The following is a 16,887-nucleotide window of genomic DNA, read 5'->3' as shown; positions in this document are numbered from 1 at the left end:
AAAAAATTTTAGAAGAAACGAGGAGTTGTCATTTTACTATTTTTTCTAAAGAATTCATAGCGCAAGAAAATTTCATGCGAGCCTGAATTGTAATTGTTTAAGTTTGTGGTTTCACGGTCGTAACCATATCCTATGTACAAACCATCACTAACCTGAAACCCGGCCATAGCACTAAGCGAGGCGCTCCATCTGTAAGCAATACCTACCACAAATTTTTCGATAAACATAAAGTTGGCTGAAACGTCTACCTGAAGTGGTGCCCCCTGAACCATTTTAGTGAGTAAAGCGGGTTTGAATTTGATGTATTGGTATTTGTCCAGATCAAAAACATATCCTGCGATTAAATAATAATTGATTCTGTCTTTGTAAATCGCATAATCATTATCATCATACCGATTGGTTTCGATAAAATTTGGTACTGATAAACCAATGTAAGCCTTATCAGAGTGCCAATAGACTCCAGCTCCTACATTGGGCGAGAATTTATTGTTCAAGTCCTGAAACTGCGGATCACCTTGACTTTCCGGGTTTAATTTAGTAACATCGAGATTAAAAAAATTAGCAGAACCTTTAATTCCAAATGAAAGTTTAAAATCTGCGGATGTTTGTATTGTATACGAAAGATCAGCGGAAAAAGTGTTTTCATTTGTAGGTCCAATCTTGTCATTGACCAGCGAAACTCCAACTCCCAGATTACTATTGTTTATTGGAGTATTTACAGAAAAAGTACTGGTTTCCGGTGCTCCGTCAAGTCCAACCCATTGGGTACGATATAAACCGAATATACTCAATGCTCCTCGCGAGCCCGCATATGCCGGATTGATATTTATGGTGTTGTACATGTATTGTGTAAACTGTGCATCTTGTTGTGCATAACTTACTATAGCGGTAAACACCAAAACGAAAGAAAATAGTTTTGTTTTCATAGTAGGTATATTATTTAAGTATTGTTATTGCCCTTTGAATCTTAAAAGATAAGTTGATTGAATTCTGGAATCTAGAACATGAATTTTTCAATTGAAAACCATCCTGATAACTGATCAAATATGTAATCAGGATGGTATCTGCTTATCTGGAAAGATATAAATATCCATCTTTTTTGTTCACTTTTATTGCACCATTTCCATCTACGGAGGTGTAATTAAGAATATAGAAGTAAGTTCCCGTTGGAAGGCCATCTGACTGGCTTATTGTTGTTCTTCCTCTTGAAACGCCATCAAAAGCATTGGTGGTATTGTTGTAGTTTTTAGTATCGAATACTAATACTCCCCAACGGTTGTATATTTCGACACTATTGTCAGGATAACAGGTAGTGGCGTCAATATTGTCGATAACAAATCGGTCGTTTATACCGTCGTTATTAGGAGAGAATGCGTTATGAACCAGTATTGTTCCGCAAGCCAAAACTTTGCAATCATCATTAACCGTAAGGTTTACCACTAAACTTCTTGGACAGGCTTCGTCTTTTATTTGATATTCAAATGAATAGTTACCAATCGGAAGCCCAAAAGTAGTTACAACACTGCCATTTAGCGCACCGGTATTATTGGTATCAATCCAGGTACCGGTTGTAGAAGTATTTCTAGGCAGCGGACCTAATAAACTAACCGTTGAAGTATCGGCATTACAGGCTTCTATTGCAAAAGGAGCTGTCGAAACAATTTCATGTATAACGGTTATGGTTTGCACGAGTATTGTTTTATTACCCGCACAATCGGATAAAGTGTATGTTCTTGTTAAGATATAAGGAGTGTTTCCACAGCCAGTGCCTCCATTATTAGAATCACTTACTGTTACCGTTACAGCCTGGCTGCAATTATCTGCAGTATTGGTTACGACACTCGTATTGGCAACAGGAATATCCGCTATGTTTTGTAAAGTGACATCTGCTGGAATTGTTCCTGTTGGAGGAGTGGTATCCTTAACAGTAATTACCTGAGTAAAGGAAGTTGTGTTTCCGGAACAATCGCTGGCAGTCCATTTTCGGGTTAGAATATAATTGGTACTACATTCATTTTCAATACTGTTTTTTGTTTCAGTATAAACTACCGGCACATTAGCATTACAATTGTCTGATGCTGTTATATTAGCCGGTGCAGGAACTTTATCACATGATACTGTAATATTCGCCGGAAGGGCTCCATTAAAGACTGGTTTGCTGGTATCTTCGATCGTAATCACCTGAATGAAAGTATCTGTAATATTGTTGCAATTGTCTTTTGCTACCCAACTGTTTGTATAGGTTCCGGCATTTGCACAAGTAGCAGAGCGTACAAATTGTCCTGTAGTTTTCTCGATTGTCACATCGTTGTCACAATTATCGGAAGCTACAGGTGCACTGGCTTGCGCAGTAGTTAAACCTGCCGTATCACTACATTGAATGGTTTTATTCAAACTTCCGGTTAGAGTCGTCCAGGTTGGTTTGGTAGTATCTTCGATAGTGATTACTTGTGTAAAAGTATCGGAAGTATTACCACAATTATCCTTAACGGTCCATGTATTGGTATAGGTTCCGGAGTTTCCACAAGACTGAGAAGCTACAAACTGACCGCTGGTTTTAACGATATTGGTCACATCGTTATCACAATTATCGGTTGCTACAGGTGCACTGGCTTGCGCAGCGATTAAACCTGCTGCATCGCTACATTGGATTGTGATATCTAAGCTTCCTGTTAGAGTAGTCCAGGTTGGTTTGGTAGTATCTTCGATAGTGATTACTTGTGTAAAAGCATCGGAAGTATTGCCACAATTATCCTTAACGGTCCAGGTATTGGTGTAGGTTCCGGAGTTTCCGCATGATGTAGAAGCTACAAACTGACCACTGGTTTTAACGATATTGGTCACATCGTTATCACAATTATCGGTTGCTACAGGTGCACTGGCTTGCGCAGCGATTAAACCTGCCGCATCACTACATTGAATGGTTTTATTCAAACTTCCCGCTAGAGTAGTCCAGGTTGGTTTGGTGGTATCTTCGATAGTGATTACTTGTGTAAAAGTATCGGAAGTATTACCACAATTGTCCTTAACGGTCCAGGTATTGGTGTAGGTTCCGGAGTTTCCACATGATGTAGAAGCTACAAACTGACCACTGGTTTTAACGATATTGGTCACATCGTTATCACAATTATCGGTAGCTACTGGTGCATTGGCTTGAGCAGCAATTAAACCTGCCGCATCACTACATTGGATCGTAATATCTAAACTTCCGGCCAGAGTGGTCCAGGTAGGTTTGGTGGTATCTTCGATAGTGATTACCTGTGTAAAAGTATCGGAAGTATTGCCACAATTATCCTTAACGGTCCAGGTATTGGTGTAGGTTCCGGAGTTTCCACATGATGTAGAAGCTACAAACTGACCACTGGTTTTAACAATATTGGTCACATCGCTATCACAATTATCGGTTGCTACAGGTGCACTGGCTTGAGCAGTAGCTAAACCTGCCGCATCACTACATTGAATGGTTTTATTTAAGCTTCCCGCTAGAGTAGTCCAGGTTGGTTTGGTAGTATCTTCGATAGTGATTACTTGTGTAAAAGCATCGGAAGTATTACCACAATTATCTACGGCAACCCAAGTATTGGTATAGGTACCGGCATTGCTACAAGACCCTGAAGCTATAAACTGACCGCTCGTTTTGGTGTAAGTGACGGTTGAACAATTTGCGGTAGCAATAGGTGCTTGATTTTGTGCAGCTGTTAATCCCGCAGCATCACTACATTGTAATGTAGTATCTAATGTTCCTGCTTGTGTAATCCAGGTTGGAATAGCAGTATCCTGAACAGTAATTATCTGAGTAAAGACTGTTGAGGTGTTGTTACAGATATCATTTGCAGTCCAGGTATTGGTATAAGTTCCTGTACTTCCACAATTCCCTCCTTGAAATTGACCGCTTACCTTAGTATAACTGACAGTTCCTCCACAATTATCAGTGGCTACAGGCGCATTGGCTTGCGCGGTTGTCAAACCTGCGGTATCACTACATTGCAAAGTTACATCAAGTGCGGCTGGAGCAGTTGTCCATGTTGGCGCTGTAGTATCCTGTATGGTTATTGTTTGAGTAAACACAGTCGATACATTGGTACAAACATCCGTAGCGGTCCAAGTATTGGTATAAGTTCCGGAGTTTATGCAGTTTCCTGCAACAAAAGCACCTGAAACTTTGGTATAACTCACCGTTCCTCCACAATTATCAGTAGCTATTGGTGCATTGGCCTGTGCGGTTGTCAAACCAGCGGTATCACTACATTGCAAAGTTACATCCAATGCGGCTGGAGCAGTTGTCCATGTTGGTGCGGTAGTGTCTTGAATTGTAATCGTTTGAGTAAACACAGTCGATACATTGGTACAAACATCCGTAGCGGTCCAAGTATTGGTATAAGTTCCGGAGTTTATGCAGTTTCCTGCAACAAAAGCCCCTGAAACTTTGGTGTAACTCACCGTTCCTCCACAATTATCAGTAGCTATTGGCGCATTGGCCTGTGCAGTTGTCAAACCGGCAGTATCACTACATTCTAAAGTCACATCCAATGCGGCTGGAGCCGTAGTCCATGTTGGAGCGGTAGTGTCTTCAATAGTGATTACTTGTGTAAAAGTACCGGAAGTATTACCACAATTATCTACGGCAACCCAAGTATTGGTATAGGTACCGGCATTGCTGCAAGACCCTGAAGCTACAAACTGCCCGCTCGTTTTGGTGTAAGTGACGGTTGAACAATTTGCGGTAGCAATAGGTGCTTGATTTTGTGCAGCTGTTAATCCCGCAGCATCACTACATTGTAATGTAGTATCTAATGTTCCTGCTTGTGTAATCCAGGTTGGAATAGCAGTATCCTGAACAGTAATTATCTGAGTAAAGACTGTTGAGGTGTTGTTACAAACATCATTTGCAGTCCAGGTATTGGTATAAGTTCCTGTACTTCCACAATTCCCTCCTTGAAATTGACCGCTTACTTTGGTATAACTCACCGTTCCTCCACAATTATCAGTGGCTACAGGCGCATTGGCTTGCGCGGTTGTCAAACCTGCGGTATCACTACATTGCAAAGTTACATCAAGTGCAGTTGGAGCAGTTGTCCATGTTGGAGCGGTAGTGTCTTGTATCGTAATGGTTTGAGTAAACACAGTCGATACATTGGTACAAACATCCGTAGCGGTCCAAGTATTGGTATAAGTTCCGGAGTTTATGCAGTTTCCTGCAACAAAAGCACCTGAAACTTTGGTGTAACTCACTGTTCCTCCACAATTATCAGTAGCTATTGGAGCATTGGCCTGAGCAGTTGTCAAACCGGCAGTATCACTACATTCTAAAGTTACATCCAATGCAGTTGGAGCAGTTGTCCATGTTGGCGCGGTAGTATCTTGTATCGTAATGGTTTGAGTAAACACAGTCGATACATTGGTACAAACATCCGTAGCGGTCCAAGTATTGGTATAAGTTCCGGAGTTTATGCAGTTTCCTGCAACAAAAGCACCTGAAACTTTGGTGTAACTCACTGTTCCTCCACAATTATCAGTAGCTACAGGCGCATTGGCCTGAGCAGTTGTCAAACCGGCAGTATCACTACATTCTAAAGTTACATCCAATGCAGTTGGAGCAGTTGTCCATGTTGGCGCGGTAGTATCTTGTATCGTAATGGTTTGAGTAAACACAGTCGATACATTGGTACATACATCCGTAGCAGTCCAGGTATTGGTATAAGTTCCGGAGTTTATGCAGTTTCCTGCAACAAAAGCACCTGAAACTTTGGTGTAACTCACTGTTCCTCCACAATTATCAGTAGCTACAGGCGCATTGGCCTGAGCAGTTGTCAAACCGGCAGTATCACTACATTCTAAAGTTACATCCAATGCAGTTGGAGCAGTTGTCCATGTTGGCGCGGTAGTATCTTGTATCGTAATGGTTTGAGTAAACACAGTTGATACATTGGTACAAACATCCGTAGCGGTCCAGGTATTGGTATAAGTTCCGGAGTTTATGCAGTTTCCTGCAACAAAAGCACCTGAAACTTTGGTGTAACTCACTGTTCCTCCACAATTATCAGTAGCTATTGGTGCATTGGCCTGAGCAGTTGTCAAACCGGCAGTATCACTACATTCTAAAGTTACATCCAATGCAGTTGGAGCAGTTGTCCATGTTGGCGCGGTAGTATCTTGTATCGTAATGGTTTGAGTAAACACAGTTGATACATTGGTACAAACATCCGTAGCGGTCCAGGTATTGGTATAAGTTCCGGAGTTTATGCAGTTTCCTGCAACAAAAGCACCTGAAACTTTGGTGTAACTCACTGTTCCTCCACAATTATCAGTAGCTATTGGTGCATTGGCCTGAGCAGTTGTCAAACCGGCAGTATCACTACATTCTAAAGTTACATCCAATGCAGTTGGAGCAGTTGTCCATGTTGGCGCGGTAGTATCTTGAATTGTAATGGTTTGAGTAAACACAGTCGATACATTGGTACAAACATCTGTAGCCGTCCAGGTATTGGTATAAGTTCCGGAGTTTATGCAGTTTCCTGCAACAAAAGCACCTGAAACTTTGGTGTAACTCACTGTTCCTCCACAATTATCAGTAGCTACAGGCGCATTGGCCTGAGCAGTTGTCAAACCGGCAGTATCACTACATTCTAAAGTTACATCCAATGCAGTTGGAGCAGTTGTCCATGTTGGCGCGGTAGTATCTTGTATCGTAATGGTTTGAGTAAACACAGTTGATACATTGGTACAAACATCCGTAGCGGTCCAAGTATTGGTATAAGTTCCGGAGTTTATGCAGTTTCCTACAACAAAAGCCCCAGAAACTTTAGTATAACTCACCGTTCCTCCACAATTATCAGTAGCTATTGGAGCATTGGCCTGCGCGGTTGTCAAACCTGCGGTATCACTACATTCTAAAGTTACATCAAGTGCAGTTGGAGCAGTTGTCCATGTTGGCGCGGTAGTATCCTGTATGGTTATTGTTTGAGTAAACACAGTCGATACATTGGTACATACATCCGTAGCAGTCCAAGTATTGGTATAAGTTCCAGAGTTTATACAGTTTCCGGCAACAAAAGCACCTGAAACTTTGGTATAACTCACAGTTCCTCCACAATTATCAGTAGCTATTGGTGCATTGGCCTGAGCAGTTATCAAACCGGCAGTATCACTACATTCTAAAGTTACATCAAGTGCAGTTGGAGCAGTTGTCCATGTTGGCGCTGTAGTATCTTGTATGGTTATTGTTTGAGTAAACACAGTCGATACATTGGTACATACATCCGTAGCAGTCCAAGTATTGGTATAAGTTCCAGAGTTTATACAGTTTCCGGCAACAAAAGCACCTGAAACTTTGGTATAACTCACAGTTCCTCCACAATTATCAGTAGCTATTGGTGCATTGGCCTGAGCAGTTATCAAACCGGCAGTATCACTACATTCTAAAGTTACATCAAGTGCAGTTGGAGCAGTTGTCCATGTTGGCGCTGTAGTATCTTGTATGGTTATTGTTTGAGTAAACACAGTCGATACATTGGTACATACATCCGTAGCAGTCCAAGTATTGGTATAAGTTCCGGAGTTTATGCAGTTTCCGGCAACAAAAGCACCTGAAACTTTGGTATAACTCACAGTTCCTCCACAATTATCAGTAGCTATTGGTGCATTGGCCTGAGCAGTTGTCAAACCTGCGGTATCACTACATTCTAAAGTTACATCCAATGCAGCTGGAGCCGTAGTCCATGTTGGCGCGGTAGTATCTTGTATGGTAATGGTTTGAGTAAACACAGTCGATACATTGGTACATACATCTGTAGCCGTCCAAGTATTGGTATAAGTTCCGGAGTTTATGCAGTTTCCTGCAACAAAAGCCCCAGAAACTTTGGTATAACTCACAGTTCCTCCGCAATTATCAGTAGCTATTGGAGCATTGGCTTGCGCGGTTGTCAAACCTGCGGTATCACTACATTCTAAAGTTACATCAAGTGCAGTTGGAGCAGTTGTCCATGTTGGCGCGGTAGTATCCTGTATGGTTATTGTTTGAGTAAACACAGTCGATACATTGGTACAAACATCTGTAGCCGTCCAAGTATTGGTATAAGTTCCGGAGTTTATACAGTTTCCGGCGACAAAAGCCCCAGAAATTTTGGTGTAACTCACAGTTCCTCCGCAATTATCAGTAGCTATTGGTGCATTGGCTTGCGCGGTTGTCAAACCTGCGGTATCACTACATTCTAAAGTTACATCCAATGCAGTTGGAGCAGTTGTCCATGTTGGTGGGGTGATATCTTGAACATTAATTGTTTTGGTACATGTCGATTCACAACCATTGATATCTCTGATTACTACAGTTAGCGTAAAGGAAGCACTGCAATTAGCCCCTGCAGTTACTAAAACTGTTTGCCCAGATAGACTACCGCTAATGGTAGCATTTCCTGAAATTGACCAAGTATAATTGTTCATACCTGCTGGTGCTGAATAACTATTAGCTGTTGAGGATGGACAAAGCGGGCCATCTGAGCCGGTAATTAAACATACAGGCAATGGATTTACCGTCACTGTCACTGTAAAAGTACTTCCTGTACAGGTTCCCGAAGTTGGAGTAACAGTATAAACCACATTTATCGGTGCATTGGTTGTATTGGTTAATGTTCCGCTGATGTTTGCAGCATTGCTTCCCGCTGCGGTTCCTGAAATTCCAATTACGCTTGGGGCTGCCCAGCTATAAGTAGTGCCAGTCGGAACTGTTCCGTTGGTTCCATTGGCCGGAGTGGTGGTAAAAGTGTCTCCACTGCATATACTGGTAGCGGTTATGTTATTAAGTGCAGGTTTCGGATTTACTGTAACTGTCACTGTAAAAGTACTTCCAGTACAGGTTCCCGAAGTTGGAGTAACAGTATAAACCACATTTATCGGTGCATTGGTTGTATTGGTTAATGTTCCGCTGATGTTTGCAGCATTGCTTCCCGCTGCGGTTCCTGAAATTCCAATTACACTTGGAGCAGCCCAGCTATAGGTGGTACCAGCTGGAACTGTTCCGTTGGTTCCATTGGCCGGAGTGGTGGTAAAAGTGTCTCCACTGCATATACTGGTAGCGGTTATGTTATTAAGTGCAGGTTTCGGATTTACTGTAACTGTCACTGTAAAAGTACTTCCAGTACAGGTTCCCGAAGTTGGAGTAACAGTATAAACCACATTTATCGGTGCATTGGTTGTATTGGTTAATGTTCCGCTGATGTTTGCAGCATTGCTTCCCGCTGCGGTTCCTGAAATTCCAATTACACTTGGAGCAGCCCAGCTATAGGTGGTACCAGCTGGAACTGTTCCGTTGGTTCCATTGGCTGGAGTAGTGGTAAAAGTATCTCCACTGCATATACTGGTCGCGGTTATGTTATTAAGTGCAGGTTTCGGATTTACTGTAACTGTCACTGTAAAAGTACTTCCTGTACAGGTTCCTGATGTCGGGGTAACGATGTAAACAACATTAATTGGCGCATTGGTTGTATTGGTTAAGGTTCCACTAATGTTTGCAGCATTGCTTCCCGCCGCAGTTCCTGAAATTCCAATTACGCTTGGGGCTGCCCAGCTATAGGTGGTACCAGCGGGAACTGTTCCGTTGGTTCCATTGGCCGGAGTAGCGGTAAAAGTGCTTCCGCTGCATATAGTAGAAGTCATTGCAGTTATTACCGGTGTCGTACAACATGCAGTTACAGTAATATTGTTAACTGTTTTAGTATTTGGTATAACCTGATTTGTAGGGTCTGATACTGTTAAACTAGCAGAAAATGGACCAGCGGAAGAATAAGTCACAGTATATGGACCTATTGTTGTTAAACTAACCGGCGAAATTGTCGCAGCACCTGGAAATGACCAGCTATAATTAGTGTTTGGTTCAACTCCTGTTGAAGTACTGGCATAAACTACCTTTTGGAAAGAACCTCCATCACAGCTTTTAGTAATAGAAAAATCGGCAAAAAGAGGTGTTTTTATAATTATCCCAGCTGAATATGAACTACTGCATTTAGGAGGATTACAAGTAATCAGTGAAAGACTTTGAGAAGGCGTAATAGCCTGTCCGCTTGTTTCCCATCCTAAGTAAATGTTTTTTAACTCAAGGGATTGACCTGCAGTATAGTTTGTAATTTGAGCCATTCGGTATTTGGACCCTGCCGTAATTATGCTTCCTCTAATTTTAATCGTTAACCTATCTGTTACGGCACCAACAAAGTTAGTGTTATCGAAATTTTTTCGAACTCCGCCAACTAAATAGTCAAATTGAAACATCAAATCGTATTTAGAACTATTAGAGGCAATAGTAACCCATATGTACAAGCCGTTTACAGGATTTGAAACATAGGCCAAAGTGGCTACATTTCCAACGTTATCACCTAGATAAACACTCCCAAAAGTAACATCCTGAGCATTACATTGTGAAAGAGAACAAGCAGGAGTCGTTGTCAATGAAGCACTTGTATTATCAAATGTAATATTAGTATTTTGTGAATAACCAACTACAGTAGAAAACAATAATATAAAAAAAGTAAAAAACGGAATAAGAGTAATTTTTTTCATAATCTTTATTTTTAAATAAACCAGTAATTAATTTCTTATTAAAATTGAAATAAGAGAAAAGTTGGGAGAAATATGTCTTTAAAAAGACAATCTGAATATTTAAAAGCGATTGATTCGCCTAAGCTAAACTTTAGGTTCGTTTGTGAATAACTGTTTATTGTCGAAAATAACAGAACTAAGATGTCTGTAGGAGCGGAGTATTTTTGTTTTCATATTTTTTTAATTTAAAATTTATGAAACATTTACTTTTTTAACATAATCAAAGTTATATACTCTGTTTTTAATATTTTTCTTTTTTCTTTGAACAACTTAAAAAGTCGTTGAAACGAGGTTTTTTCCCTAAAAAAACAAAAAACAGGTATCCCAGTTTCCTTAATTTAACATTTTTATAAAAGAATATTTGTTCAAAACAGTATTTTTTTTAAGAATTTAATATATTGAAAATCAGTTGGTTGTGTATTTTTATGATGCGGGGGGAAATCGATGTAATACATTTATTATAGACAAAATGCAGTTTATTATACAATTGAAAGGAAGATACATGGTTTAAGTTGCATTACAATTATGAAGGGAAGTACTCATGCTCGAGTATCGTTCTTTCGACATTTTGTTAGACTATCTAAAGCACTAAAGTAGACTATGCAAATCCTATTTCTAAAAGGGCTCATAATGATTTAGGAGAGACGAGTATTTCTCCATAAAGTATAACCGATTATTCGGCCTCTTATCCGGATTCGGGAGAAGAATATCCGCATTTGTTGGGAGAAAAAAGAAGGTTGCCTAATATTAGGCAACCCTTTTTGTTGTACTCACATAAATACATTTTTCCCATCTGATAAAAAAGGCGTATAAGTACGTATTGATTGCATCTATTTTTGGGCGTACCTTAGTGTAGTGTAATCTAAAGATATACAGTGTTTTAAGTTGTTAATGTACATGAGGATTTTCGTTTTTTATTAGCATTACTTCCGCCTAATAAAAGTAAATAAAATGAGCTTAGTAAGTCAGAATTAAGAAATGTGCTTTACTCTTTAAAAATTCTGAACAAGCAGTGTCGAAGAAATTAAAGTAATAAAAAAATTAAAATTTTATTAGCTAATGAAGAATCATGAAACTATTACTCACAATACCAAATTACGGATGCAATTGACTAAAGATTTTTTGAATTCTAATCTTCTTGGTTTTTTAAACGTTACATACAATTTTGACAGTTAACCACAGTTGAGTATGATTTTATTTTTTTTAACTATTAAATAAAAGTACAATGGAAAATAAGGATATCTGGGATAAATTAGCTGCGATAGGCACATTTCTGTCTACTACGGTACTAGTAGTTTTTACGTCTCTGGTAGGTTATCAGACTTCAATAATGTCTGATAAGGTAGCCACTTTTGAGAAAAGAATTAATGAAAATAAGATGCTTGGTGATCTTATTGAAAAATTTACGCTAGAGACTTCAATGACAGGTACTATCAGGTCAGACCTGGCTTTATTGACACTGGAAAGATATTTGAGAAATAGTGCCGAAGAAGGAGTTCTGACTCCTCAGGATAGGGAAATGTTAGTGGGGTTTGCGGAATCCCTGCTTTTAAACAAACAAAAAAACGGTATTAACCTAGATGAATTGTCCTATAAAGTTCCAAAAGATTTTTTAATAAAATATGATATTAAAAAATGGAATAGTATTCAGGATAAGTATGTGTATGATAAAAATATGTATGTTCCTCCGAAAGAAAATCTATCTGGCTCAAGTATTAAGACTCAAGAACCTGTTTATCAGGTGTTAGATACCCTAAAATCAACACTCCTGACTTCGGTACTCAGTAAGATAGTATATATTCAATATACATCAGATATAGATATTAAAAAGGTAGAAGAGGCGCAGCAAAAATTTAAGGACAATCAATGGGCTGCACCGGGAATTGATAAGGTTAACGGAAAATTCGGCAATATTATCAAATACTTCCATCCGGAAGATGAAAGGCTTGCTAAAGAGGCAAACAAAATACTAGAAGACAAATACAAGATTGTTAATTCAATTACTCCGAAATATCAAAAATTAGTTCCTAAGGGACAAATTGAAGTGTGGACTTCTAACTAATAAAAGAAACATTGTGTTTTCTCTACAAATAACATTCAGAAACGATTAGCGACTCTCTTTGCGATTAGGCTTTTGCCCTTTCAGGGCGTAAACAATACGAATCACTATTGATAGTGCGTTGCACTATGCTATTGCTAAAGCTCTTTCAGAGCAATTAGCCGAGTAAATCGCAATTTAATACTAGTATGTACTTACTTCAAAGTAATACCGGATTACAACTAAAACTCTAAAACCAAGCAGGCTGAAAGCCTAAAAGCTATAGTATAGTGCAACGCACTATAATCTAAATTCATGATAAATATCGCCCTGAAAGGGCAAAAGCCCAACCGCAAAGAACTGAATTACGAATGAATTACCTGAAAAGTAAAATCAGAACTTGAATTAATTCAGCGGCAAATGTGTTCCTTAAATCACGTATAAACACTTGCTTGTAAAATATTGATTGTCAGTATATTTGATAGGCTTTAATGTTTTGAATGATGTTGCTTATAAAACGATAAGCAACGAACGCTACTACTCATTTTTAATCCTAAACAATGACTTCGACCTATTGATTTTATGCGTAAAGAGGTTCGTATTTGTGATTTTATCATCCGTAAATGCAAATTGAAGGTATTGTTTAAAAACTATCTTATTTCAAACCCTAAAAAAACAAATCCTTATGAAAATTGACAAAAACTGGCTTGTTCAGGAAAGCCAAGCAGAAAAAATAGTAAAAGATCCTACCTCGAATTTTCAATATCAAATTTCGCCAAAATATTTAATCATACATTACACGGCAGGCGATAAAGCATCGGGGGCAATAACCTGGTTTAAGCAAACAGCGGCACAAGGAAATACAGACCGAATTTGTGCTCACATTGTAATTGATCTCGACGGAACGATTACGCAGCTTGCTCCATTTAACACCAGATGCAACCACGCCGGCTACAGCAGTTGGGACGGACGAACCGGAATGAATGAGTATGCTATTGGTATTGAAATTGTAAATCCCGGATTCTGTGAAAAATTGACAGATGGTAGTTTCAGAAGAAGAGTAGGAGAAAACAAAGACGGAACACCTAGTTATAAAACATATCCTGCGTCAGAAAAAGACAGAATTGTAAAATTGAAACACAAACATAAATTTTGGGACAGTAAAGAAAATCAATATTGGTTTAAATATACAGACGCCCAAATAGCAGCAGTCTCCAAATTGAGCAAACTGTTGATTGATACGTATCAATTATCCTTTGTAGTGGGACACGACGATATTTCACCGGCAAGAAAACCGGATCCGGGACCTGCTTTTCCTTGGGATGAGTTTAAAATTAATGTTTTTGGAAAAACGGATAATATAGGAAAGATTTTTATTGTTGACTCTGCCTCTGATGGAGTTGCCGAGTTTAGAACAAAACCAGACAAAACTTCAAGTTCGATCCGTAAGCTAAAAAATGGCTATGAAGTGGGATTAATTGAAACCTTTGGACAATGGTCTAAAGTTTATCTCGTGAATGATATTAAAGACATCAAGGATTGGAAACACAGTATTAAAATAGAAGGTTGGATACATTCAAGTCTTTTAAAACCTAAGAATTAAGTTAACTATTTCTATTTAAAAATTATGCTTGCAAAATTTGATATTGTTTTCAAGTTTTACAGGTATGGAGAAAGTGTAATATAAATTAAGAGGTACTTGAACCAAACTATAAGCAATGAGTAAAATTAATAATTGGGAAAAGTTTAAGGCAATATCAAATTTTATGAGTGTTATTGTTATTCCTGTAGTAATAGGTGCTCTTGGACATATTTATTCGCAAAGTCTAAAAGAAAGAGAAATACAAGTTAAATTTGTAGAATTATCTCTTCAGATTCTCAAAGAAAAACCTGAAGAAGCGAATAAGAACATTCGTATCTGGGCAATAGATGTTATAAATCAATATTCAGAAGTAAAATTAAAGTCTCAAGTTAAAAAAGATCTGATTGAAAAAGTTCCGATTACTACAAATCAGATTTTTAAATCATCATTTGATATTCCAGTTATCAATAAAAATACTCCTGTTCAGGTTACTGCTGTAATTGGAGATGGAAATATTGGAAAAGTAAGAGTTGTGATCGATAATTTAAATGGTAAAAGAATCTCTGAATTTGATTTAGATGGTTCAAGCAAAGAAATTACGATACCAGATTTAAATTTGGAAGATAATAAATATCTGAAGGTAACTGTTGTTGGTATGGTTACCAATACAAATTCTGAGACGAAATTTGGCACAATACATATTGACTTTCTTCAAAATAAAAAGAGTATTGGTCGTAAATCATTTCAATTTCAATTTGAAGAACATATGCAATCAAAGGTATTTAAACTTGATGGTAAAATCTTTTTGAAAGAATAACTTTTATGTAGCTTGGGTTGATACTTGACTAAAAAAATGAGATTACAAGAGGAGACTCAACTGATACTTTAAATTAATACAACGCACACTATCGTTTAGCTAATACATCACAAAAATGCAAACCCCGACAGGAACAATTCTATTGGGGTTTTGTATAAAGTCTACTTTTGAAATATGATTTTCACGATTTCGTGACAGCACCTTTCCAAGAGCGAAAAAACGCTCTTGTACTGTTATTCCGGTTTCCTACACATAAAAAAATGGCTCTCATGCCATTTTTTTAGTTTGTACTACAGAGTCAACCTACTTTTATCAAAAACATCAGCTTCTCAAATAGAGACGGAGAATGTTTAGAGCTCTAAAAATTTTCAATTTGCCAAATGTGCTTTTATGAGAATAGAAATTGTTGAAGTATTTAGGAAGAATCAAATGACGAATTAGGGATGACTATTGTTAAATCATTATAGAAGTTAGCCCTATGATTTTTGAACTTTTCATTTATGTCTGTTAAATCCGGGAGATGCAACAGAACCAATATAAAAATATAGTGCAGAATAAATTAGTCAAGTAAATAACTAGTTTTTTGATAAAAAGGCGGAATCTGAAAAGCCTATATTAAACAGAGTAGGAAAAAATCAATAGAATGTTTTTTTTTGTAAAAGAAGTAAGATAAAAGGTGTGTTTAGTAAAGGGTAGAATTTGCATTCGGGATTATCCATAGAACAAAAACGTCCTCGTAGTAATTTTTAATGGTATTTTTTTTGAGAAGCCATTTACTTTATTCTTTTACATAGATAAGATTCGCTAAAATAAGATTATGGCACAATTAACTACTCCGGCCGGAATAGGTAAAGAAACACCTAGTGGCACCACAGAATTAACAGTAACAGTTACATGGACTAAGACTGACCCGGATTATCCTGATGGAACTACTTTTAATTACCAGTTTGTAAATAAAGGTAATCCGAATGATATTATTGTACCAACAGTAGTGCAAACAGGCGCACCAACTATAGTTGTTGACAAACATCAGGTGGTATTTACTTTTGGAACCAATGCAGATGCGGTAAAATTAAAGGATTACATAGCCGAAGTTAAGGCAATTCCAGCTACAGGTTCGGGTCCTGATAATAGTGAGTGGGGAAAAGAAATATACTGGATTATAGGTCCTACCTTAACCATTAAAATTGGAAATCAGGAATACACATTGACAAAAAATACATTTGCAGGTGCGACTTCCAAAATTTATCAATTACCGGCATCTGCCGATAATCCTATTACCATTACTTATGATGATATCAAGACTTTTGCAACATCATTAGGTTTAAATCCTCCCGAAAATTATCCGGATGGATCGCCTATTAGCGGATCTTTAAATATCTATCAATTAATTGTGGATTTAGGAAACAATCTTTTCACATTAAGTATTTCATTGGATATACCTGCTTCAAATCCTTTAAACAATATAATTCCTCATTTATCAGTATCTAAAATGGGATTGGTTCTTAAACGCACAAATGGTTCACTTTAAGATGATATAAAAATAGCCTCCTGTTAGATAACCTAACATGAGAGGCTATAATTTATAAATCGAGATTATGGGAAAGACCAGTTTCAGAAAATTTAAAACAAAATAAACTTGTATTATACTATTCTGAAGGTTTGAGAATATATCTCTACTATGCCATTGTTTATCATAATTGAAAAGTATTCAGGTGAATGAAGACTAATCTAATTCAAAATCTCAAACAATTGGAGCGGCCTGGTTGGTTGGGTGTGGGTTAGTTCTATCAATACAATAAGTAAACCCAACAAATGAAAAACGGAATTAAAATAACAAAATAGAGTGTAAAGACTATTTCA

Annotated in this window: 6 protein-coding genes; 4 read left to right on the top strand and 2 right to left on the bottom strand. The window is 37.9% G+C overall.

Features of this window, described 5'->3' with window-relative positions:
- Positions 1-8: 8 nt before the first annotated feature.
- Complete coding sequence (locus AC3IS6_RS17535) at positions 9-926, bottom strand: PorP/SprF family type IX secretion system membrane protein (protein WP_489161248.1); 918 nt, start codon at positions 924-926, stop codon at positions 9-11.
- 142 nt (positions 927-1,068) lie between these two features.
- Positions 1,069-10,548, bottom strand: coding sequence for an HYR-like domain-containing protein (locus AC3IS6_RS17530; protein WP_489161246.1), 9,480 nt, complete (start codon positions 10,546-10,548; stop codon positions 1,069-1,071).
- A gap of 1,264 nt (positions 10,549-11,812) precedes the next feature.
- Between AC3IS6_RS17530 and AC3IS6_RS17525 the strand changes: the two genes are divergently transcribed.
- The 4 genes from AC3IS6_RS17525 to AC3IS6_RS17510 all read left to right on the top strand — a co-directional run bounded on the left by AC3IS6_RS17525 (position 11,813) and on the right by AC3IS6_RS17510 (position 16,555).
- Positions 11,813-12,649: a hypothetical protein gene (locus tag AC3IS6_RS17525; RefSeq protein WP_489161244.1), complete on the top strand. Its 837-nt coding sequence runs from the start codon at positions 11,813-11,815 to the stop codon at positions 12,647-12,649.
- Between the two features lie 661 nt (positions 12,650-13,310).
- Positions 13,311-14,228 (top strand): N-acetylmuramoyl-L-alanine amidase, encoded by a 918-nt coding sequence (locus AC3IS6_RS17520; protein WP_489161242.1) that lies wholly within the window; start codon positions 13,311-13,313, stop codon positions 14,226-14,228.
- Positions 14,229-14,343: 115 nt separating this feature from the next.
- On the top strand, positions 14,344-15,024 hold the full coding sequence (locus AC3IS6_RS17515) for a hypothetical protein (RefSeq protein WP_489161240.1): 681 nt from the start codon (positions 14,344-14,346) through the stop codon (positions 15,022-15,024).
- An 817-nt stretch (positions 15,025-15,841) separates the two neighbouring features.
- Positions 15,842-16,555: a hypothetical protein gene (locus tag AC3IS6_RS17510; RefSeq protein ID WP_489161238.1), complete on the top strand. Its 714-nt coding sequence runs from the start codon at positions 15,842-15,844 to the stop codon at positions 16,553-16,555.
- Positions 16,556-16,887: the final 332 nt, after the last annotated feature.

Source organism: Flavobacterium sp. KH_035, from assembly GCF_057839565.1.
The sequence above is the reverse complement of the archived record's forward strand: the minus strand, read 5'-3'. Positions and strand labels throughout refer to the sequence as shown.